General features: G+C 40.6%; 22 protein-coding genes. 17 read left to right on the top strand and 5 right to left on the bottom strand.

Translation table 11 applies throughout. The features are described from left to right. The first annotated feature begins 2 nt into the window (after window positions 1-2). The 6 genes from AC1DIV_RS20860 to AC1DIV_RS20835 all read left to right on the top strand — a co-directional run bounded on the left by AC1DIV_RS20860 (window position 3) and on the right by AC1DIV_RS20835 (window position 7,439). Window positions 3-791 carry an ABC transporter permease gene (locus AC1DIV_RS20860; RefSeq protein ID WP_048687496.1) on the top strand — a complete coding sequence of 263 codons (789 nt, stop codon included), beginning with the start codon at window positions 3-5 and terminating at the stop codon, window positions 789-791. A gap of 15 nt (window positions 792-806) precedes the next feature. Continuing rightward, entirely contained in the window at window positions 807-1,871 is a 1,065-nt protein-coding gene (locus tag AC1DIV_RS20855) for an ABC transporter ATP-binding protein (protein ID WP_063575186.1), read from the top strand. A gap of 16 nt (window positions 1,872-1,887) precedes the next feature. Then, on the top strand, window positions 1,888-3,606 hold the full coding sequence (locus tag AC1DIV_RS20850) for an adenine deaminase (RefSeq protein WP_340877541.1): 1,719 nt from the start codon (window positions 1,888-1,890) through the stop codon (window positions 3,604-3,606). Window positions 3,607-3,792: 186 nt separating this feature from the next. Continuing rightward, window positions 3,793-3,945: a hypothetical protein gene (locus AC1DIV_RS20845; protein WP_153246156.1), complete on the top strand. Its 153-nt coding sequence runs from the start codon at window positions 3,793-3,795 to the stop codon at window positions 3,943-3,945. A 654-nt stretch (window positions 3,946-4,599) separates the two neighbouring features. Beyond that, window positions 4,600-6,504 carry an endonuclease MutS2 gene (locus AC1DIV_RS20840; protein WP_340877540.1) on the top strand — a complete coding sequence of 635 codons (1,905 nt, stop codon included), beginning with the start codon at window positions 4,600-4,602 and terminating at the stop codon, window positions 6,502-6,504. Window positions 6,505-7,139: 635 nt separating this feature from the next. After that, a complete protein-coding gene (locus AC1DIV_RS20835) occupies window positions 7,140-7,439 on the top strand; it encodes a hypothetical protein (RefSeq protein ID WP_340877539.1) in 300 nt (99 codons plus the stop codon). 30 nt (window positions 7,440-7,469) lie between these two features. On the opposite strand, the gene AC1DIV_RS20830 is transcribed toward AC1DIV_RS20835, so the two are convergent. Then, window positions 7,470-7,613, bottom strand: coding sequence for a YrzO family protein (locus AC1DIV_RS20830; protein WP_264639427.1), 144 nt, complete (start codon window positions 7,611-7,613; stop codon window positions 7,470-7,472). Between the two features lie 10 nt (window positions 7,614-7,623). Then, window positions 7,624-8,607: a DMT family transporter gene (locus tag AC1DIV_RS20825; protein WP_477577328.1), complete on the bottom strand. Its 984-nt coding sequence runs from the start codon at window positions 8,605-8,607 to the stop codon at window positions 7,624-7,626. Window positions 8,608-8,741: 134 nt separating this feature from the next. On the opposite strand from AC1DIV_RS20825, the gene AC1DIV_RS20820 reads away from it, so the two are divergent. From AC1DIV_RS20820 to AC1DIV_RS20800, 5 genes are all read left to right on the top strand, one after another. Further along, window positions 8,742-9,638: a LysR family transcriptional regulator gene (locus AC1DIV_RS20820; RefSeq protein WP_340877536.1), complete on the top strand. Its 897-nt coding sequence runs from the start codon at window positions 8,742-8,744 to the stop codon at window positions 9,636-9,638. A 372-nt stretch (window positions 9,639-10,010) separates the two neighbouring features. Further along, window positions 10,011-10,187: a hypothetical protein gene (locus AC1DIV_RS20815; RefSeq protein ID WP_164855090.1), complete on the top strand. Its 177-nt coding sequence runs from the start codon at window positions 10,011-10,013 to the stop codon at window positions 10,185-10,187. Window positions 10,188-10,505: 318 nt separating this feature from the next. After that, a complete protein-coding gene (locus AC1DIV_RS20810; protein WP_340877535.1) occupies window positions 10,506-11,207 on the top strand; it encodes a hypothetical protein in 702 nt (233 codons plus the stop codon). Window positions 11,208-11,403: 196 nt separating this feature from the next. After that, window positions 11,404-12,273: an RNA polymerase sigma-70 factor gene (locus AC1DIV_RS20805; protein WP_340877533.1), complete on the top strand. Its 870-nt coding sequence runs from the start codon at window positions 11,404-11,406 to the stop codon at window positions 12,271-12,273. Window positions 12,274-12,359: 86 nt separating this feature from the next. After that, window positions 12,360-12,821 (top strand): carboxymuconolactone decarboxylase family protein, encoded by a 462-nt coding sequence (locus AC1DIV_RS20800; protein WP_054399644.1) that lies wholly within the window; start codon window positions 12,360-12,362, stop codon window positions 12,819-12,821. 64 nt (window positions 12,822-12,885) lie between these two features. Here the strand turns inward: AC1DIV_RS20800 and AC1DIV_RS20795 are convergent, their stop codons facing one another. From AC1DIV_RS20795 to AC1DIV_RS20785, 3 genes are all read right to left on the bottom strand, one after another. Then, window positions 12,886-13,113: a hypothetical protein gene (locus AC1DIV_RS20795; RefSeq protein WP_048683493.1), complete on the bottom strand. Its 228-nt coding sequence runs from the start codon at window positions 13,111-13,113 to the stop codon at window positions 12,886-12,888. Beyond that, window positions 13,113-13,433, bottom strand: coding sequence for a YbjQ family protein (locus tag AC1DIV_RS20790; protein WP_034304199.1), 321 nt, complete (start codon window positions 13,431-13,433; stop codon window positions 13,113-13,115). The genes AC1DIV_RS20795 and AC1DIV_RS20790 overlap by 1 nt, the downstream gene beginning before the upstream one ends. A gap of 295 nt (window positions 13,434-13,728) precedes the next feature. Further along, window positions 13,729-14,418: a response regulator transcription factor gene (locus tag AC1DIV_RS20785; RefSeq protein WP_340877532.1), complete on the bottom strand. Its 690-nt coding sequence runs from the start codon at window positions 14,416-14,418 to the stop codon at window positions 13,729-13,731. A 673-nt stretch (window positions 14,419-15,091) separates the two neighbouring features. Here AC1DIV_RS20785 and AC1DIV_RS20780 point away from each other — a divergent pair. The 6 genes from AC1DIV_RS20780 (at window position 15,092) to AC1DIV_RS20755 (ending at window position 21,448) form a co-directional block, all read left to right on the top strand. Then, complete coding sequence (locus AC1DIV_RS20780) at window positions 15,092-16,216, top strand: GerAB/ArcD/ProY family transporter (RefSeq protein ID WP_477577340.1); 1,125 nt, start codon at window positions 15,092-15,094, stop codon at window positions 16,214-16,216. A 239-nt stretch (window positions 16,217-16,455) separates the two neighbouring features. Next, window positions 16,456-18,213 (top strand): LytS/YhcK type 5TM receptor domain-containing protein, encoded by a 1,758-nt coding sequence (locus AC1DIV_RS20775; RefSeq protein WP_477577338.1) that lies wholly within the window; start codon window positions 16,456-16,458, stop codon window positions 18,211-18,213. Next, the gene (locus AC1DIV_RS20770; RefSeq protein ID WP_477577327.1) at window positions 18,210-18,956 is read left to right on the top strand and encodes a LytR/AlgR family response regulator transcription factor; all 747 of its coding nucleotides are present in this window, start codon (window positions 18,210-18,212) and stop codon (window positions 18,954-18,956) included. The genes AC1DIV_RS20775 and AC1DIV_RS20770 overlap by 4 nt, the downstream gene beginning before the upstream one ends. Before the next feature lie 141 nt (window positions 18,957-19,097). Then, complete coding sequence (gene cstA / locus AC1DIV_RS20765; protein ID WP_048679266.1) at window positions 19,098-20,891, top strand: carbon starvation protein CstA; 1,794 nt, start codon at window positions 19,098-19,100, stop codon at window positions 20,889-20,891. Window positions 20,892-21,034: 143 nt separating this feature from the next. Beyond that, the gene (locus tag AC1DIV_RS20760) at window positions 21,035-21,190 is read left to right on the top strand and encodes a DUF1540 domain-containing protein (RefSeq protein WP_065421101.1); all 156 of its coding nucleotides are present in this window, start codon (window positions 21,035-21,037) and stop codon (window positions 21,188-21,190) included. A gap of 132 nt (window positions 21,191-21,322) precedes the next feature. Beyond that, window positions 21,323-21,448 carry a hypothetical protein gene (locus tag AC1DIV_RS20755; protein ID WP_477577325.1) on the top strand — a complete coding sequence of 42 codons (126 nt, stop codon included), beginning with the start codon at window positions 21,323-21,325 and terminating at the stop codon, window positions 21,446-21,448. Window positions 21,449-21,456: the final 8 nt, after the last annotated feature.

Raw genomic sequence — 21,456 nt, 5'->3', positions numbered from 1 at the left:
GTATGCAGGAAAAAAATCGAGGATTGGCCCTGTTTACATTCCTGGTGTTCCTTTTTTTACTAGGGCCTTTGCTTATCATATCCGTTACGTCATTTGAAGGCGGAAATATTTTAAAGTTCCCGCCAGAAGAGTTTTCTTTCAGATGGTACGAAAATATTTTTAATGTGGACATGTTTTTGGTCGCTTTTAAAACGTCCATCCTTGTTTCACTGGGTGGCAACCTTTTGGCACTGTTACTGGGAGTGCCGGCTGCCTATGCATTAAGCCGGTTTGATTTCAAAGGGAAAAGCGTGATAAATGCCTTTTTCGTTTCGCCAATATTAATACCGGGAATTGTGCTGGGCTTTGCATTTTTACGTTACATTGTGGGGACTTATCAGCTTCCGATATATGCGGCCCTGTTTGTGGGACATACTGTTATCATGCTGCCTTTCATCATCCGTGTGATTTCTTCAAGCTTATCAAACTTTGACTTTTCCATTGAAGAAGCGGCCGAGAGTCTCGGAGCGAGTAAATTGGGCACATTCTTTACAGTCGTCCTCCCGAATATAAAATCAGGAATTCTGGCGGCAGTCATGATCGCCTTCTTGGAATCCTTCAATAATGTAGACATTTCAGTTTATATGACAGGCCCTGGGGTAAGTACGTTTCCGATTCAGATGCTGACGTATGTGGAGAACTACTTCGATCCCACCATTTCGGCCATTTCCGTATTGCTCATGTTCATAACCGCTTTCTTCATGTTTATAGTAGAACGGCTCATGGGATTGTCTTATTTCACAAAACGATAAAGGAGGTAATGATGGGTGGCTTTATTCACTTTACAAGATATATCTGTAGCATATAACAAACAGAATATATTAAAGGATTTCAATCTTGAGATTGAAAAAGGGAAACTGGTATCCCTTCTTGGCCCGAGCGGCTGTGGGAAAACGACGACCCTCCGTTTAATTGCCGGGTTTTTACAGGCGAATGAAGGGAAGTTTTTATTCAAGGAAAAGGACTATACGAAAGTGCCCGTCAACAAGCGGAACTTTGGCTTTGTGTTCCAAAACTATGCATTATTTCCGCATTTGTCGATATTCGATAATATTGCATTCGGTCTCCGTCTGAGAAAGAATGCTAAAAGTGAAATCGAAAAAAAAGTAATGAATGTGCTCGAGATCGTTAATTTGAAAGGTTTTGAAAAACGATATCCCCAAGAGCTTTCCGGAGGGCAAAAGCAGCGGGTAGCGATTGCCAGGGCGCTGGTGATTGAACCGGACATCCTCTTATTTGACGAGCCATTGAGTAATCTTGATGCCAACTTACGGGTGAATATGAGAGTCGAGATTCGCCGTATCCAACAAGAGCTGGGGATTACAACGGTATATGTTTCCCATGACCAGGAAGAATGCTTTTCGATATCCGACCAGGTGGCGATCATGAACAAAGGGATCATCGAACAGCTTAGTGACCCCGCTACCATTTACAAATATCCTGAAACCAAATTTGTCGCGGACTTCATCGGCTTCAAGAACTTCATTGACTTCGATAAGCGGACAGATCATGACGGTAAAATCGAACTGAACAAATCTGGATACTCATTTGTGCTGCACAAGGATCCGCAGATGAGCAATTCAACGGGAAAAATAGGCGCCATCAGGCCGGACGATCTGCTGATCAGGGAAAAAGATAACACGGGAGCTGTTCAGGAAAATAGTTTACCTGGCCGAGTCAAGGTAAGTACGTATCTTGGAAGAAGCTATCAATATGTCGTTGAAACTCCAATAGGGGATTTCACTGTGAACAAGGAAATGGCGGAATCCTATCGGACGGGTCAGGAAATCATCCTTGAAATTCCGAGAAACCAGATGGTGCTTGTTGACTAGCTTAGGAGGGTAAGTTATGCGAATGGATATGCTTGTAAGGGATATCAACGTGTTTAACAGCTATTTTAAAAGATTCATTAAAGGGAATGCAGCCATCAAGGATGGAAAGTTCTATTATATTGGAGAACGTGAATTGGATGCCTTCGAACCGGATACAATCGTCGATGGACAGGGGAAGTATATGGTTCCAGGTCTGATCGATATCCATCTCCACATTGAAAGTACGATGGTGACGCCTGCGACTTTTTCCTACGGGTTAATCAAAAATGGCGTGACGACGATCGTGCCGGAACCGCATGAAATGGCCAATGTTTTCGGCATTTCCGGTGTGAAGGAAATGATCAAAGCAAGTCAAGATTGCGTAGCGGATATGTTTTATGCCATCCCGAGTTCCGTTCCAGCCACATCGATGGAAACAACAGGCGGTTCGATCGAAATAGATGATATAGACGAATTGATGCAAACGGAGGACATTATATGTCTCGGCGAGATCATGAATTACTATGAGGTCATAACAGACCCGGATTGCAAAACGAATAAGATCTTGTCCCATATCCGTTCCCGGTATCCAGATCTGATCATAGAGGGGCACGTTCCAAAGCTGCTTGACTTGGACTTGCAAAAGATTATTAATGCCGGAGTGAATTCAGATCATACACACCAGACCGTGGAAGGGATGTATGCGAGGATCGCAGCCGGGATGTTCATTGAGATTCAAGAGAAATCAATGACTGAAGAAGTGATAGATTACTTGAAGGAAAATCAGGTGGATGAACATTTCTGCTTTGTCACCGATGATGTCATGACCGACTCTTTCCAAAACAGAGGACATCTGAACGTCCTTTTAAAGAAAGCCATCCAAATGGGGATGACTCCGGAAAAAGCCATTTATGCATGCACCTATACACCTGCACAGCGGATGCGGATGTATGACCGCGGCGCCATTGCACCTGGAAAAACAGCAGACTTCCTGCTGCTATCGGATTTGGAAACATTTGAAATTGAACAAGTATACAAAAAAGGTGAGCTAGTTTATGAATCTTCACGCCCATATGTCCAAGAAGTGAAGGAAGAACAATTTCCTGAGCATTTCTATCAAAGTGTGAAGCTTGCGGAACTTACCGAAAATGATTTTAACATCACGATCCCGGATAGTCTTGAAAGCAGCAAGTGCCGGATCATAAACGTGCAGAACGGTTCTACTTTCACATCTGAAACCCATGATCGTATCGAAGGGAAGGATGGTCAATTAAGCTGGGAAGAAAGCCCTTATGGTTTAATCGCCACATTCGAACGATACGGGAAAAACGGTAATCGGGCGCACGGGTTGATCACCGGCGATGTATTGAAGCGTGGAGCTGTCGCCACAACCTATTCGCATGATAACCATAATCTTCTGGTGATTGGTCATAATAAGCAGGATATGATGATTGCCGCTAACGAAGTGATAAGGAAGCAAGGCGGTGTCTGCTGCGTCCACGATGGCAAGGTCCTATCGATGATTCCCCTGCCGGTAGGAGGGATTCTTTCCGAAGAGCCGATGGACATCGTATCAAAGCAGGTTCAGCACCTGACAGATGCACTTAAATCGTTAGGCTACGAACATTATAATGTCATCATGTCATTAAGCACCTTATCGCTTCCTGTCAGCCCGGCTCTGAAAATAACCGACCATGGATTGATCAACGTGAACGAAGGGAAAACAGTCCCTCTCATGATGAGTGATGAAGCTTAAACCGAAAAGGGGATTATCCAATGGATAATCCCCTTTCTTAATGCATCAAATGTTAGCTGGACTTGTTTATTTTCATATAATTACCATTAAGGTAAAAATATGATAAAATAGAGGAACAACTGAGGATAGAGTGGTAGGTCACGCTTTGCTTTTCCATCTAATGTAGATTGGAAAGGAGGTGACCGCTTGATTCATTTCTTATTGAACTTGATAACAGATATGGGTAAAGAGATATTTGTTGCAGTAGCAACCAGTCTTATCCTGTCTATGTTCGCCAAGAAACGGAAAAAGAACCACTCATCCTCCCAAGATGGCAATGGTTCTTCTTCTGACGATTAATTAAGTTAGTTGTGACCAACCACTCTTGCTAGTTGTCGGCCTCATGTTAGCGCATGAGGCTGTTTTTAGTTTATGTCAATATAAGGATAACATACCCCGATTTTAAAGTAAATATTCAGACAATGAATTGGGGAGTACCATGGGCTTGGCTGCATTTTTTTCTTGAATCTTTTAATGAAACTTTGGTAAACGGCAAAAAATGAATTGACTCTTTCTTACTGATATGGTATGTTAATTCCAATCTAAGAAAAGGTGTGGTGTTTTATGTCGGGAGTAGGTATCAACTAATTTAGTTGAATAAGGTATTTAATCACTGTTATGTCAGTGGATTACGTATGCCTTTTTTCACAATGCAATTCTGCATTGTGAATACCTACCTTAAGACTGCTTCCTTTTCCATAAATCGTGTAACATGTAGGTGTTACGGCGAAAAGCATGGTGGGATTTGTCCTATCATGCTTTTTTGTGCACGCAGGTCTATTCGAGCTGCCCTATTTGTTATCGATTTTAGGCACTTATCCATGGATAAGGCCGATGCCCGCAGGAGCTTTCTACTCAAATGGCTTGTTCATTTGTAAAGGTAGGGGGGACCATTGCGGGCATTTTTTGGATTCGGGAATTTCATTCACTCACTCATTCAAGGAGGATCATTAGATGAATACAATGACTTATGAAAAATTACAATATATCCAACTCAAGGAAATGGTCAAAAACCATTGCGTAAGCGGTTTAGGAAAAGCGTTATTGGATCAGCTTAAGCCGAGCAGCACCTTGAAGGTCGTTAAAAATCGTTTGAACGAGACCACGGAGGCAAGGAACTTACTGAATGCGGAAAGCCATATTCCCTTGAAGGGCATTTCACATATTGGCCTCCATATCGACAAACTGGAAAAAGGAATGATTTTGGAGCCGTCAGAGTTAGTGGCGATAGCAGACTTCTTAAGAGGATGCAGGAATATTAAGAAATTCATGACCGATAAAGAGTTCTTTGCACCGACACTGCATTCCTACGCCCGCTCCATGACTGAATTCAGGAGCATTGAAGAAGAAATCCAATTCACCATAAAGGGAAATGCTGTCGTTTCCGAAGCAAGCAAGGACCTGAAACGGATCAGGAACCAAATCATCAAGACAGAAGGTAAAATAGAGGAACGGCTGAATAAGTTCTTGAAGAGCGGAGCCAATAAAGAGTTCATTCAGGAATTTTTCATCAGTAAAAAGGATGATCGCTACACCATCCCGATCAAAGCCTCCTATAAAAATCAAGTGGCCGGAACAATCGTGGAAGTATCGGCAAAAGGGGCTACCGTGTTCATTGAACCTGCCTCTGTTACGAAATTGAATGTAGAATTGGCAAGCTTAAAGGCGGAGGAATCGATGGAAGAGTATCAACTTTTGGCCACATTATCCGGAACGGTTTTCGAACAGCTGAAACCGATCAAGATAAACATCGAGTTGATCAGTCAATATGACATGATCTTCGCAAAAGCCAAGTTCAGTAAAAGCATGGATGCCATCGAACCGAAAATCAATGATCACGGTTATATTAAATTAACGGGCTGTAAGCATCCACTATTGCCGCAAGGCAGCGTACCTTTGGATTTTGAAATCGGTAAGGACTATCGCAGCTTGATTATCACAGGCCCTAATGCCGGGGGTAAAACTGTCGTCCTGAAAACGATCGGCATCCTTACATTGGCTGTCATGTCAGGACTGCATGTTGCCGGGAAAGAGGGGACGGAGCTTGCCGTCTTTGACCAGGTATTCGTCGATATCGGCGATAATCAAAGCATGGAAAATGCACTGAGCACGTTTTCATCGCATATGAAAAACATCTCGGAAATCATGGGGGCAATAACCAATAACTCCTTGCTGCTGTTCGATGAAATTGGGAGCGGAACGGAACCGAATGAAGGAGCCGCATTGGCGATTAGCATCCTTGAGGAATTTTATCAAAGAGGGTGCATAACCATTGCGACGACCCATTATGGTGAAATCAAGCGCTATTCGGAAATACACAGTGATTTCATGAATGCAGCCATGCAATTCAACAGTGAAACACTTGAGCCAAAATACAAGCTGTTGATCGGTCAATCCGGGGAAAGCAATGCCCTTTGGATAGCCAAAAAAATGAATGTCCGTGAAAAGGTTCTGCAAAAGGCAAAGCTCTATATCGAAAATAAAGACTACGACTTGGAGCGTGTCCAGGAAAGTAAAATCAAAAAAGCGAAGCCAGCGGCCGTTCCTAAAGAATCATCTTATGAATATGAAGTCGGCGACAAAGTGAAGGTAAGCGAACTGAATGGGCACGCGATCGTTTATAAGAAAAAGGACTCCTTCAATAATGTCGTCGTACTTTTCGAAGATACCTTCAAGGAAGTTCATGCCAATAAGCTCGAGCTTGAAATAAAGGCCGTCGATTTATACCCTGAAGGCTATGATCTCAATACATTATTTGTCGGCTACAAAGAAAGGAAATTGAACCATGACTTAGAACGGGGATCGAAAAAGGCGCTAAAGAACGTAGCAGCGGATATCCGGAAGAAGCTTGGTGAATAAACAGGGATGGATTATGAACGGGAAAAACCAAATCCTGATGACTTATGAAATTGTAATATAGCGGTTGTGATAACCGTGTTCACCAAAAAAAGTTAGACATCGGCAGGGTATGAGTTCTGTTTTAACAGGGCTCATACCCTTTAATATTGTCATAATTTCTAGTGTGAAGAAAGAAGGATTAGGCTCTAGACTCAGATATAAAAGGTATTAAACAATCAAAATCAATTAGAGATGAAAGATAAAATAAGAAAGGGATACATACATCATCTGAAAAAGGCTGTTAGTATCACCTAGATATTTAGCCTCTTACATCTTTTGAATGATCAAACATCTTTAAAATAAAAATTGAACTTAGAAAAAGTACTGGTATTCCTACAACAAAATAATAAATACCTTTGGGCATATACATATCAAAGAAATATAAAAATAATACTACCCAGAGAAATAGGACAATATATTTTTTTGATTTTTTCATTATTAATCAATCATCCTTTGAATTTAATAAAAATCTATCCGACCATAGCAAAGCCAATTGCTCCGTTCAGGTTAAACACCCAAATACCTAGAATGAAAATCACAGTTTACTAATCCTTGTTTCCAAAATAAACGATTTTATTAGTCGGTGGGTTCCAGATATGACCAGTACAATTTCAAAAATGATACGGCCCTCCTTGTTTAGCGGGATAGATGTCGTCGTACTTTTCGAAGATACCTTCAAGGAGGTTCATGCCGATAGGCTCGAGCTTGATATAAAGGCCGTCGATTTATATCCTGAAGGCTATGATCTCAATACTTTATCTGTCGGCTACAAGGAAAGGAAATTGAACCATGACTTAGAGCGGGGATCGAAAAAGGCGCTAAAGAACGTAGCAGCGGATATCCGGAAGAAGCTTGGTGAAAAGTACGATCATCAAAATGCAAAAAAGCCTCTCTAAATGAGAGGATTTTTTACATTGAAGTCTATTTTATTGAATTCTTTTCCTTCTTTCATTATACAGATTGATCAATTCTGCATTTTGCTCATTCATCTTTTTCACATTCTTATTAATCGTTGCCAATTCCCAAAGTATAGCCAATCCAAAGATTAGCATAAGCGTTAATAAATCCATTGTTGCCCTCCTATTGATGTTGTGTACCTTTAATTAAATGATTCTCTTCACTTGGATTCATTTCCTTAACCCGGGAAGGCAAGTTCTTTCTTTGAAAATAATTGTTTTGAATCAAAGCATATATCACTAAAAAAGTTCCGAGTAATTCGTAGGATGATAGTGATCCTCCTTGGATGAAAACGATGGCCAACGTGGTGATTGGAACTAAATTGATAAATAGGATTCCATTGATCGGCGTTAAAAGTTTAATGCCTAAATTCCAGCTTAAAAGGGCTATGGCACCAGGGAAAATAATCATGAAAATCATTTCGCCATAAATGGATTGCATAACCTCTGCCGTAGGGACGGACAGGCCCATTGCCGTTGCGAGGAAGGTTATGATGGCTGATACTGCTGTTCCTAAAATGCATGTTAAAGTCGAATAGCGAAGTGTTGACCATCCGTTAAATTGGTTGCCGCCCATCGTATAAATAACCCACCCTATAACCCCGATAAGAATGAAAAGGATAGGGATGATACTATCTTTCAATAAAAATACGAATGATAAGCTGCCATTGGTAATGACAAGAATGGCCCCTATCAAGGCAAGGAACATGCTGGCGATTGTATACTTCATGGGTCTGGCACTTTTGAAAACCCACAGAATTAAAATTGAAATCATGGGCATTAATGATTCCATGATGGAAGCAACAATCACCCCGTTATGCCCCAGTAAATCTTGACCTGCGAAAATGAGAAAATTGTATACAGTGAACGCCATCGTCCCAAAAAACAATAATTTCTTTCCTTGCCCTTCCAGGCTAAAAGACTTCTTACCCTCTTTCATTAAAAGTAATATCCCTAAAAGGACGCTAACAGCTAAATATCGCAAAAAAGCGAAATAAAAAGGATCAATATACATTAAGGCCCTTTCTGCAACTGGAAACATCGCTCCCCAAGAAATGCTGGCAGTCAAACATAAAAGTGCACCGATTAAAACTTGATTTTTTTTCATAAAAGCTTCCCCTCAAAAATAATGATTGATTTAATTCCTATACACACCTTATGATAAAGTCATTATCATGTAAAATGACTTAAAATGAATATAATCATCATTATTAATGATAGTTGAGAAAGGGGGGCACTTTTATGGAAATGCGGGATTTGCAAATATTCCAGTGCGTCGCTAAATATGGCAGCGTAAGTAAGGCGGCTGTTGAGTTGAATTACGTCCAATCCAATGTAACGGCGAGGATTAAGCATTTAGAGCAGGAGTTACGGACGCCTTTATTCAATAGGCATAAACGTGGCATGTCACTAACTGCGGAGGCCAGAAAAATGCTGGAGTATGTAAACAAAATTTTGCTTGATGTGGAAGAACTCAAGCAAGTATTCCTGGATAGTGAAACACCTACAGGGATATTGAACATCGGTACAGTTGAAACGGTCAGCGATCTTCCCAAGATTCTAGCCTCCTATCATAAACAGTATCCAAATGTCGATTTATCCATAAAGGCGGGGTTAACGGAAGACTTAATCAAAGATGTCATTGAACACAGGCTGGATGGCGCTTTTGTTACAGGACCGATCAAACATCCGCTCATTCAGCCATACGATGTATGTACAGAAAAACTTGTATTAGTTACAAGAAATGAAACATTTAACCTTGAAGAAATCATAACGGAACCATTTTTAGTATTCAGTCAGGGGTGTGGCTATCGCTCCAAGCTGGAACAATGGCTGAGGGAAGAAGAAGTGATGCCTAAAAGGATCATGGAGTTCAATGTATTGGAAACGATCTTAACCAGCGTAACACTCGGCCTTGGCATTACCCTCGTACCACAATCGGCGGTGAATCACCTAACAGCCAATGAAAAAGTCCACGTGCATCCCATTCCGGAAGAATACCGCAATATCTCGACAGTCTTCATTCACCGTAAAGATGCTTATATGACAAACTCCATGAAAAGCTTTCTGCACACGATTGAAGCTCATCATGAAGACCGATTCAAGCAAAATCCAGAAGAAGCTCCTGAGCTGATATGAAGGGTGAGCAGCAACTCGCTTTGCATAGAATGATAGAGGATTGCTGAATAGGCTGCGAAACTATTCATAAAAAGTAAAACATAAAAAACATGGCGAAACTGGGACAGCGATATAGCATGGTATGGCATTTATTATTGTTTCGGTTCCTTATGCTTGTCGTTTATTAATCATGTTACTTCTAGAAAGTATTTTGGGAATTATTTAGACAAAAAGCCGACGATTTCGTTGGCTTTTTGTCTGTAGGATCCTTTCAATTATCATACATTCAAATAACCTTCTTAAACTAAACTGGTAGTTTAGTTTAAGAAAAATTGTATTACTTTTCATCAATTGGGAAAAAATATAAATAAGAACTAGAAGGAGGGAACAGAGATGGAAGTGAATATGAGTGTTGAAGAAGTCGTGAATCAAATTTCTGCATTGGTAGAAAAAGAAGGGAAGCCACCTCGAAAGAAAGAGGTAAAGAAGTCAGATCCGGAGTTAATGAAAAATGCATTGTATTATTTTCCTAGTTGGGATACTGCAGTAGAACATAGCATTGGATCTTAACCAAAACATTTATTTTTCAATTAGTACATATGAGGCAAGGGAAGTTATGAAGGCCGCCAATTGGCGGCCTTTTGAACGTGCGATTCTTTACATTATCATACATTCAAGCACTCCCTATTCAAACTATCTATCGAATAGTTTAGTTAAATAAAGATATAGACGCATCAAAGTGAATCAATCTCATATTTTCTTTTCGGAACGAGTGGAGTATCAATCTTTTTAGTCGATAAAGTCTGATATTTCAATGAAGCATAGTGTAACTTTTTTCCATATGGGACCGTATAATAATTTGTTAAAACACAAGAAAAGAGGGTTCCAATGAAAAAGATATTGTTGATTTTGGCAGCCGTTTTTTTGGTAACAGGACTTAGTGCTTGTAAAGAAGTCCAGGAGGGAAATGAGGAATCTCCGCCAATTTCAGAAAAGCCAAGTGATAATCCTAAGCAAACCGACGGGCAAGAAGATCCTCCAGGTGAATCGGTCGATGATCCGGCAAAAGATCTGCCAAATACGAAAACGGATACGATCATATTAGAAGGTATGGAAGAACCATTCCAATTCACGCTTCATCACAGTCAGGCATTGGGATTCTCAACCTACATCGTGGATGACATGGTCGTTGAAGAGGCTAGTTCTGGTGAAGGAGATGGAATGATTGTTTTTGCAAATTTTGCAGGAAAGAGAAATGAGAATGCCAAAGTTCAGATTTTTTCCAAAAGTGAGGGTACGAATGCGACAATAGAAGAACAGGCGGAGTTTGCGAGGGAAGTTGTGATAAGCAACGGCTTTGAGATAAAACAGCGATCTGATAATTCGCCTAACCGATTTGATTGGTCTGAGGTGGAATTTGACATTAGCCAGAAGGGCAGTAATTATTCCATATTGGGTACAGTGTCGGTTTTTCAACATGGCGACCGCGTTTACTATGCGATCGTTCAATACCCGGAAGAATATGAAGAAGGCTTCATACCGCGGGTTGTAAAAATGTTTGATGATATCGTATGGTATGAAGCACCTTGATAAATGAGTATCCGAAATTGGGTACACCATTTTAACAGAGGGAGCTAGTTTGTCTGCAGTCTGAGAGCAGCTCTTTTGCTGCTCTTTTTAAGTTGTTTGAATTATAGGATGGACTGCTGAAGGAGAAATGATTGGGTTAGAGAATAATTAGTGATAGGATTTCGAAAACGAATTTGATAGAAAATAGGTGAAGCAAGTGGAGTTGGATTCATTATATAAGACATATCGACCTTTTCTTTTTTCCATCGCATACCGGATGCTCGGATCGGTTACCGATGCAGAAGATATCGTTCATGATTTATTCCTGCAGCTTAAGCTTGATACCGACGAAATTAAGGACATAAAAGCATATCTTGCGAAAATGACGACAAACCGCTGTCTGAATTACTTGAAATCAGCCCGTAAGAGAAGAGAGGTTTACACAGGTCCTTGGCTGCCAGAACCTCGGGTAAACGAAACAGATCAGCCTCTAGATAAGGTCGTAACGGATGAAACGGTTGCATATGCCTTCCTCGTTTTGCTGGAACAGCTTTCACCTGTTGAAAGAGCGGTTTTCGTACTTAGGGAAGCATTCACTTACAGCTATGAAGATATCGCCGAGATGCTGGAAAAGAATGAAGTGAACTGCAGAAAGATCTACAGCCGGGCTAAGCGGAAATTACAGAATGATAGGCCCGTCCATCCGGAGGATACGAAACATGTCGATCTGTTGGCAAAAAAATTCATAAAAGCATCTGCGACAGGAAACTTTGAGGAGTTTTTGGATCTTCTTACAGAAGATGTTGTCCTTGTTACTGACGGCGGAGGTAAAGTGCTTTCTGCATTAAACCCAATTGTAACCAGACAGCGCGTAACCGCCTTTCTTAAAGGCGTTTCTGCTAAAGGGGGCTTCATAGGAGAACTTCTTCCGGTGATGGTCAATGGCCAGGAAGGAATTTTGCAAATGAAAGAAGGAAAGCCTACCAAAGTCATCTGCTTTGAATTAGATCCAAAACAAAAAAATATCCGCAAAATCTTCATTGTTACCAATCCCGATAAATTAAATCATATTCCTGTGATAGATTGAGGGGTCTTTTTTTGGGGATGTCACAAATCAAACCTCTATTTTGTCTTATAAGTGGAACCTAAAAAGATTTAATGGAGGAGATTGACATGGAACAACGGATTAACTACATGAAGACAAATCGTGAAGTGGTCAAATTAATGATGGGTTTGGAGGAGTACAAGAAAACAACGGAAATCGATAGCGCATTAATCGAATTGATTAAAATTCGCGCGTCTCAAATCAACGGCTGTGCGTACTGCTTGGATATGCATACAAAGGATGCCCGGGCAATGGGTGAAACGGAACAAAGAATTTACTGTTTGAGTGCTTGGCGTGAAACACCATTCTATTCTGATTCGGAAAGGGCAGCGCTGGAATTGACGGAAGCGGTCACGGCCATTTCTGCCAACGGTGTACCTGATGAACTGTATGAGAGGGTCCGCCTTCATTTTGATGAAAAACAATATATCGATCTCGTTACCATAATCATCACCATCAACGGCTGGAACCGATTGGCCATTTCAGCCCAAAACATACCTGGGCACTATAAGCCTGTAATGGAAAAATAATGTCGTTATCAAACCCCTTGTATGGTTACAAGGGGTTTTAATTGTAAAAATCGTGGCTTTTTAACTATTTTTCTTTTTTATAAAAGCGTTCACCCGTATCAGGATTATAATACACCCTTGTTTTTTCTCCTGTCACGGGGTCTATATTTATTTCATCTGTCGATTGAAATCCATCAGGAATTTTTACACCGTGATTGCGTTTAAACCGTTTATCATAGATAAAGTATCCAAGTAAAATGCATAAGATAACTATAATAATTTGTAATATATAGTACCCTATGATGAATTTCATTATATTTTCTCCACAATGACGGCGGTTCCATATGCAACAATTTCGCTCATATTCGTACCGATTTCACCAGAATCATATCTCATCATAATAATTGCGTTTGCACCCATTTCATTGGCATTTTTTATCATACGGTCCATAGCTTCTTTTCTTGAATCTTCAAGCATCGCTGTATATTGCTTGATTTCTCCGCCTACCAGGGATTTTAACCCTGCCATGATATCGCCGCCAATCCCTCTGCTTCTAACAATTAGACCGAAGGCAGGCCCTTTTACCTCTACAATTTTGTACCCTTCAATCTTTTCTGTGGTAACTACCAACACATTAATCGCCTCCGACTTATTTACTTTATTATTTAAAACTACTCATGAAATTTTCCTGAACTGAAAGCATAAACAAATGATCCAAGTTCGCATGAAGTTTAAACATCCCTTTAAATTTTAACATAATATAAGCTTTATCCCTCTTATACAATAGATAACATATTTCGGGTAAGCATAAAAAATCCCATTTCGCCGAAAAGAAATGGGATTAAATTCATCAGTGTTTTTACTGCTATTTTTTGATTGTTATATGTGTAGATTTATGATGCTCATTGGCTTTTTATTTCTATAAGTACTATAAATTGCGGTTTTCCATCTTCACTTCATGAAGAATTTCATGCAATTTATTTTCATAATGCAAGCTGATTAATTGTGATCTGGAGGCCACGTCTAATTTTTCAAACAATTTATTTATATGGTTACGAACTGTAGAAACACTAATATTCAGATTATCAGCTATTTCTTTATCTTTGAGACCTTGCGTTATATTCTGGATGATCCGCAAATCAACTTTATGTTGCGGTTCCCTGGTGAATAAAGATGATCTATCTGTTTTTATTATTTCTTCAATTGATATTTTCTCACGGTACACATGTAATTCGTAGGAGATTTGATTAGCGAGCATTTCAGAAATCATTTTGAAATTTTCACTATCATCCGTTGTGAATATACCTACATAGCCTTGCAATTCCTTATTTTTATTTTCATGGAACGGGGAAGATATGACACTAAAATCCTTTCCGGAAATTTTATTTTTAGTTTTTACAGTAGTATTTTGCAATGAACTTAAAATAAATGCATTATTTTCAACAGATTCTTCTATAACCAGTTTACATAAATCTTGATTTTCATCATTACTTTTGGCGTATAAAACATTTAGCTCTTTATCAAAGATAAATATAGTAGTTTCAAAATTAAATTCGAAATTCTTAATACTATTCAATACTTTTTTACTGATATAAATGATTTGATTTCTCAATTCCATATTCATACCTCATACTCGTTCCTAAAATGAAATAACCTGTTTACTTTCCTCGTTTAACAATAAACTATTTTTGGGTGTGAAGGGTTCCAAAAATGACAATTGCTATTTCAGAAATGATACCGATCATAAACCTTCCAATCAGGTAGAGCAGAAGAGAGCGGGACAGAAGCTTTAAGGAATTCATGACAAATTATTTCATTTAAATGGATATATTTACATCCAAGGTGAAAACATAACCGTAACGTTCATATGTCTGCCCGGCTGTTGGAGCAGCAATGAGTTGAATGAATTTGCCATCGTTACTGCCTTGGGAATGAAACAGAAGGTGGATATGCATTCGGAAGTGAATGTAACCGTTAAAGGATTCGCCATTTAGGCACCATAACAGAATCCTTTCAAAAAGAAGTCGAGGAGTAAAGATCTATGTGGGCAATCATAGGAACCGTGTTTACTGGAGCAATTATTTCATATTTTGAAATACCTCAACTTTTTAAAAATAAATGCTGGAGGGAAATCTCCGTCTTTATTCTATTGCTTTTAGTTGGTATGACGTTGAGTATTTTATTAATTAAAGATGTTACCATTCCTAATCCCTTAGACTGGATAACAAACATTTATAATCCCTTCACATTTTTCATGGAACGGATTTTGTCTTAGGGGGGATTTATTGATTATGCTCGAGAAAGGCAAAATTAGCTCAGGAGAATTTCTTATATTGGTCATCATATTTACGATAGGAGGTTCGATACTCAATGTACCTGCGCTGCTTGTCCATTTAGCAAAGCAGGATGCCTGGATTTCCTATATAATAACTACTCTCGTCAGTTTGTGTTTTGTTTTCTTATATAATAAATTAGCCTCGATTTATCCTTCTAAGACTTATGTCGAAGTTAATGAAAAAATATTGGGAAAATGGGTTGGGAAAGTTTCGGCACTGCTCTTTCTTTTTTATATTTTGTACCTTTTATCCGCTTTATTGTATGAAATTGGAAGTTTTTCAACGACGCAAATTTTGGTTGGAACACCTATTGAAATGATTATGATTCTTTTTTTATTGACATGCATAATCGGTGTACGATTAGGATTGGAAGTCATCAGTCGAACTGCAATAATCTTTTTTCCTTGGATTGTCTTTATGCTTTTCATGTTATTTTTACTTCTTATCCCTGAAATCAAAGTAGAACATATTCAACCTATTTTTGAAGAAGGCATGAAACCAATTATTAAGGGCTCCTATCACACTTTAGCGCTCCCGTATGTACAGCTCGTTTTCTTTTTAATGATCATGCCCTATGTAAATGAAAAGGCTAAAATGAAAAAGAACTTTTATCGAGGAACATTATTGGGAGGCTTCGTTCTTTTATTAGTAATTATTTTCTCTATCCTCGTATTGGGTATTGATATAACCGCACTGCAAAACCATCCTTCTTATAGATTGGGAAAGAGGATGAGTATTGGTGATTTTTTGGAGCGTATTGAAGTCACTGTAGCCTTCATTTGGATTCTATCCGTGTATTTCAAGCTAACGATTTGTTATTATGGACTGTCTCTCGGGTTAGCTCAAGTTTTGGGATTGAAAAATCACAAACTTCTTCATTTCCCATTAGCATTTTTAATTTTTGCCTTCTCCATCATTACACATCCAAATACAGTACATAGTCAAAACTTTACTGTAAAAGCATGGACGCCCTTTTCCTTAACCATTTGTTTTCTTCTCCCGGTGTTATTGTTGGTGATCGGAATATTGAAAAAAAAAAGCGTTCTGATTCAAAGGCGGCCAAAGGATGTTAATAAATAATTCAATTACTGCCTCTGGTCCCTGATGTCCGATTCCGCGATAAACGACTCGGAAAAAAATGATTTCTTTCTATTGAAAAAGCCTTGGTATCTATAGGCTTTTTTTTAGATAGAATCTAGCTTTTTCTCCGATATGGTCCCTCATTTTTTCCATGTTCTTGGAATCGTAAAAACAAAATTCGACAAGGATTTCATGGCTGGTGTAAGATGAATGAAAAAGCCAGAAATGGGGTGAATGCTTTGGTTGATTTATTACCGTCGCTGTTTGAAAAAGTGGGGATTATCGTGATTGCTGCCTTCCTGCTTTCTTATATGAAACCCTTTCGGCAAATGATAGGCCATGAACATGAAATGTCGAAGAAAATCATGTTTATCGCACTTTTTGGAACATTCGGCATCATAAGTAACTATACAGGAATCGAAATCGGAACTCATGCTATGCCGGATGGTGATTGGCATGCTGAGATTGCTCCCGATAACGCGATTGCCAACACAAGAATTATGGGCGTGGCTATCGGCGGTCTGCTGGGAGGACCCTTTGTTGGGTTGGGAGTAGGTTTGATTGCGGGGCTTCACCGTTATTTTCTCGGGGGCTTTACGGCGGAGGCTTGTGCGATCGCTGCAATTTTGGCTGGGGTTTTATCGGGTCTTTTGGGGAAAAGGCGGCGAAAGCATGGGACGATCACCCCTTGGTTTGCCCTTCCCATTTGCATGGCATTGGAAGCGATCCAAATGGGCATCATCCTGGTAACGGCCAACCCCTTTGAAAGGGCATGGGAGCTCGTACAAGTAATCGGGATTCCCATGATCATCATCAATGGATTCGGGACTTTACTTTTCATGCTCATCATTCAATCGATCACAAGGGACGAAGCACGGACTCGGGCCGTACAAACCAATCTTGCGTTCCTGATTGCGGATCAGACTTTGCCCTTTTTCCGGCAAGGTCTGAATCAAACTTCATGCAAGAGAATAGCCCAAATCATCTTGGGGCTGACTGAAGCCGATGCCGTGGCCATTACCAATGAACATAGCGTGCTTGCCCATGTTGGTGCTGCGTCAGATCACCATGTCCCTAAGGTGGGGATAGCGACAGGCTTAACGAAACAAGCCCTTGAACAAGGGAAAATCATCGTGGCCAAAACAAAAAAGGACATTTATTGCTTTCATGAACAATGTCCATTGCAAGCGGCCGTAGTCCTGCCGTTGCAGGTCCAACAGAAAACGGTCGGGACTTTAAAGATGTATTTCAAGCATCCGGATAAATTAAGCCAAGTGGAACAAGAGTTAGCTGAAGGATTGGCCAAGCTATTTTCCACTCAATTGGAACTGGCAAAAGCGGAAATGCAAACGAAATTATTGAAAGATGCTGAAATTAAAGCATTGCAGGCACAGGTCCATCCTCATTTTTTATTCAATGCAATCAATACGATATCCGTTCTATGCCGGACGGATGTCGAGAAGGCAAGAAGTTTATTGCAGGAGCTCAGTTCCTTCTTTCGCTCTAATTTACAAGGTGCCCGCCAAATACTGGTGCCGCTAGAAAAGGAATTAGAGCATGTTAACGCATATTTATCACTGGAGCAGGCGCGTTTTCCAGATAAATATCATATCGATTATCGAATTGAGCCAAGGCTTAAGGAAGTTCTCATCCCTCCATTCACATTGCAGCCACTTGTTGAGAATGCGGTACACCATGCATTTCCACATGTGAAAAACAAAGGTCAAATCATCATCCGAGCATACTTTAAAGACGATGCGATGCACATTGTTGTGGAGGATGACGGAAAAGGGATTCCGGGCGGGAGAATAGATGAATTGGGCAAGCATGCTGTAGAATCGGCTAAGGGAACAGGAACGGCCCTTCATAATATCAGTGAACGGCTGGAAGGGATCTATAAAGGTCAGGCCAGCCTCTCGATCGAAAGTGAAGCGGGACACGGAACCAAAGTGAACATATCAGTACCACTCAACGAGAAAGGAGTATGGCAACGATGATGAAAGCATTTATCGTAGAGGATGAACCACTGGCTAGAGATGAATTGAAATATCTATTGAAGAGAAGCAGGCAAGTTGAAGTTGTGGGTGAGGCCGAGGGGATAGAAGATGCCATGAGGGATATCTCCCGCCTTAAACCGGAGCTTGTCTTTTTGGACATTGAGCTTGCAGATGGCAATGGTTTGCAGTTGGCTAAGCAATTGGCGGAACTTGACCCCGCACCTTCGCTCATTTTTGCGACCGCTTATGATGAGTTTGCCCTCCAAGCCTTCGAGTTATATGCATTTGATTATTTATTAAAGCCCTTTAATGAAAAAAGGATACGTCAAACTTTGGATAAGCTCATGAAGCATCGTCAAATCGGGAAAGACGAATCCGGAACAGCAGCTCCCGCCAGCCGAATGGCGGTGGAACAGACAGGTAAGTTGGCTGTGGTGATAGATGATCGGATCGTTTTGATAGACCGGGATCATATTTTGTTCATAGGACTCGTGGAAGGGAAGACGGTCATTAAAACCGGGGAAAATGAATATAAAATCGGCGATCCTCTCATCGTGCTTGAAAAGAAGCTCGATAAGCGATCATTTTTACGGGTGCATCGCAGTTTTATCGTGAATGTCATCCATATATCCGAAATACAGCCTTGGTTCAACTCGACTTATAATCTCATTATGAGTGACGGGTCAAACATCCCGGTAAGCCGGACGTATGTGAAGGAGCTAAAGCAGCTGATCGGTTTTTAAAAATTTTCATAATTCTGCATTTTAGCTTCATCATAATGCAGTCCATCCCTCGATATCTGCATTATAACTTGAAAACCCATTGAATTCGCTTTCATTGTGATATCATTTTTTTACGATGTAAGTAATAGAGGGGGTTCAAATATGAATGCGGTTACAATTGTCATAGGCTCCATTTGTATATTAATGATTGCCTACCGTTTATACGGGACATTCATAGCACTTAAAGTATTAAAACTTGATGATTCCAAGCCGACTCCGGCCCATAAATTAGAAGATGGAAAAGATTATGTTCCAACAAATAAATGGGTGGCATTCGGCCACCATTTTGCAGCCATTGCAGCGGCTGGTCCTTTGGTGGGACCCATCCTTGCTGCACAATTCGGGTATTTGCCAAGTTTATTATGGCTACTGATCGGGGCTGTAATCGGGGGAGCCGTCCATGATGCCGTCGTGCTTTTCGCGTCGATGCGTAAAGACGGCAAATCCCTTTCGGAAGTTGCGAAAGAAGAACTTGGACCTGTAGCAGGCTTCTGTACAGGACTCGCGATGCTTTTTATCATCACGATCACGATGGCAGGACTTTCAATGGTCGTTCTGCATGCTCTGGAAAACAATCCATGGGGGACGTTCGCTGTCGGGATCACCATTCCGATCGCCATGGGTGTAGGGCTTTACCATAAAAAAACCGGCAACCTGAAAGGGGCGACCATCGTCGGGTTCGGGCTCATCATGGCCGCAATTTTACTTGGGCCGAACATACAAGGAACGGCATTTGGCGACTTATTGACACTTGAGGCGAGCACACTTGCCATCATTTTGCCGATCTATGCTTTCTTCGCTGCCGCCTTGCCTGTTTGGCTGCTGCTGGCACCTCGTGATTACCTGAGTACATTTATGAAAATCGGTGTATTTGCCGCATTGATTATCGGCGTTTTCGTAGTGAATCCAGAAATCCAGTTTCCTGCGTTTACCGAATTCATTAATGGCGGGGGCCCGATTGTAGCCGGTCCGGTTTGGCCATTCATTTCAATCACCATCGCCTGTGGCGCGATTTCAGGATTCCATGCATTTGTCGGATCCGGCACAACTCCAAAAATGTTAAACCGTTGGAGTGATATCAAATCCGTTGGTTTCGGAGCGATGCTTGTAGAATGTGTCGTTGCTATCATGGCATTGATTGCTGCGGTTTCACTGCAGCCAGGAGATTATTTTGCGATTAACTCCACACCTGAAGTATTTCAAACATTAGGTATGGAAACCGTACACCTTGACGAACTCAGTGAAGAAATCGGCATTAATCTGGAGGGACGGACAGGCGGGGCAGTTACACTTGCTGTCGGCATGACCTATATTTTCACCGAAATACCCTTCTTTGACAAATTGGCTTCATTTTTCTTCCAATTCGTCATCATGTTCGAGGCGGTGTTCATATTGACTGCCATCGATTCAGGGACACGTGTTGCCCGTTACTTAATCCAGGACTTCTTCGGGGAGTTCTATAAACCATTAAAACGAGTCGACTGGCTGCCGGGGAACATCTTCGCCAGCGCATTAGCCTGCTTTATCTGGGGATATTTGCTTTACTCTGGGGACATCGGTTCGATCTGGGCACTCTTTGGCGTATCCAACCAGCTCATGGCTTCGATTGGACTCATCATCGGTGCGACCGTCGTACTGAAAATCGCAGACAAACGCTGGTATATCTGGACATGCCTCGTACCCCTTGCCTACTTATATGTAACAGTCAATGTAGCAGGGTACTGGATGGTGAAAAACGTATACCTGAACCCGGACTCTGCAGGATTCAGCATCTTGAACGGAATATTATCGATCACCATGTTAATCCTAGGCTTGATCATCCTGGTTGCCGCCTTGAAAAAATGGCGGGAGCTTTGGAAAATCCCTCAAGCAGAACTATTGAAAAGATCCGCATAAGCATACAAAAATCCGGGCGGAAACTGCCCGGATTTTTGTACGTCATGACGCCCGCAATTAAAATTAAGACACCAAAACCTGAAAAAGGAAAGTATCAATAACCCCAACTTTGTTAATGATAGCAAATGAGGAGGTGTGATAAGATGGCAAAAGATGTTCTATGTGAAGTGAATAATTGTAAATATTGGGATTCTGGAAACAAATGCAGTGCAGATGCTATTTATGTTGTCAGCCATAAAGGGAAGCAAGCATCAAATAGCAAAGAAACGGATTGCAAAACATTTGATCCAGAAATTTAAAACATCGGGGGTAACCATCAACTGGTTACCCTTCTTTCATTTTATTATTGATAATAAAAATCATTTTCATTCAAGAATATAGAAATTCATTTTAATTTTCTTGGATGAAAAGGATATTTGGGTGACAATATCGTGAGTTTGAGCGATATATTCGTGATTTTGATGGATATAATCGAAAGTTTGATCGATAAAATCGAGAATTTTGCGATGTCCCCGAGAATTCGTGCGATATCCCATGAATTCGTAGTTTACTCGTGAATTTAGGC

The sequence above is a fragment of the Peribacillus sp. 05N428 genome (genome assembly GCF_056397085.1).
Note: the sequence above shows the minus strand (reverse complement) of the source record. Positions and strands in the feature narration are given on the sequence as shown.

Excerpts from the sequence above, each read along its gene's own strand:
- AC1DIV_RS20860 (WP_048687496.1), top strand. The coding sequence starts at position 3 with ATGCAGGAAAAAAATCGAGGATTGGCCCTGTTTACATTCCTGGTGTTC.
- AC1DIV_RS20850 (WP_340877541.1), top strand. The coding sequence starts at position 1,888 with ATGCGAATGGATATGCTTGTAAGGGATATCAACGTGTTTAACAGCTAT.
- AC1DIV_RS20840 (WP_340877540.1), top strand. The coding sequence starts at position 4,600 with ATGAATACAATGACTTATGAAAAATTACAATATATCCAACTCAAGGAA.
- AC1DIV_RS20835 (WP_340877539.1), top strand. The coding sequence starts at position 7,140 with ATGACCAGTACAATTTCAAAAATGATACGGCCCTCCTTGTTTAGCGGG.
- AC1DIV_RS20830 (WP_264639427.1), bottom strand. The coding sequence starts at position 7,613 with ATGGATTTATTAACGCTTATGCTAATCTTTGGATTGGCTATACTTTGG.
- AC1DIV_RS20825 (WP_477577328.1), bottom strand. The coding sequence starts at position 8,607 with ATGAAAAAAAATCAAGTTTTAATCGGTGCACTTTTATGTTTGACTGCC.
- AC1DIV_RS20820 (WP_340877536.1), top strand. The coding sequence starts at position 8,742 with ATGGAAATGCGGGATTTGCAAATATTCCAGTGCGTCGCTAAATATGGC.
- AC1DIV_RS20815 (WP_164855090.1), top strand. The coding sequence starts at position 10,011 with ATGGAAGTGAATATGAGTGTTGAAGAAGTCGTGAATCAAATTTCTGCA.
- AC1DIV_RS20810 (WP_340877535.1), top strand. The coding sequence starts at position 10,506 with ATGAAAAAGATATTGTTGATTTTGGCAGCCGTTTTTTTGGTAACAGGA.
- AC1DIV_RS20800 (WP_054399644.1), top strand. The coding sequence starts at position 12,360 with ATGGAACAACGGATTAACTACATGAAGACAAATCGTGAAGTGGTCAAA.
- AC1DIV_RS20795 (WP_048683493.1), bottom strand. The coding sequence starts at position 13,113 with ATGAAATTCATCATAGGGTACTATATATTACAAATTATTATAGTTATC.
- AC1DIV_RS20785 (WP_340877532.1), bottom strand. The coding sequence starts at position 14,418 with ATGGAATTGAGAAATCAAATCATTTATATCAGTAAAAAAGTATTGAAT.
- AC1DIV_RS20780 (WP_477577340.1), top strand. The coding sequence starts at position 15,092 with ATGCTCGAGAAAGGCAAAATTAGCTCAGGAGAATTTCTTATATTGGTC.
- AC1DIV_RS20770 (WP_477577327.1), top strand. The coding sequence starts at position 18,210 with ATGATGAAAGCATTTATCGTAGAGGATGAACCACTGGCTAGAGATGAA.
- cstA (WP_048679266.1), top strand. The coding sequence starts at position 19,098 with ATGAATGCGGTTACAATTGTCATAGGCTCCATTTGTATATTAATGATT.
- AC1DIV_RS20760 (WP_065421101.1), top strand. The coding sequence starts at position 21,035 with ATGGCAAAAGATGTTCTATGTGAAGTGAATAATTGTAAATATTGGGAT.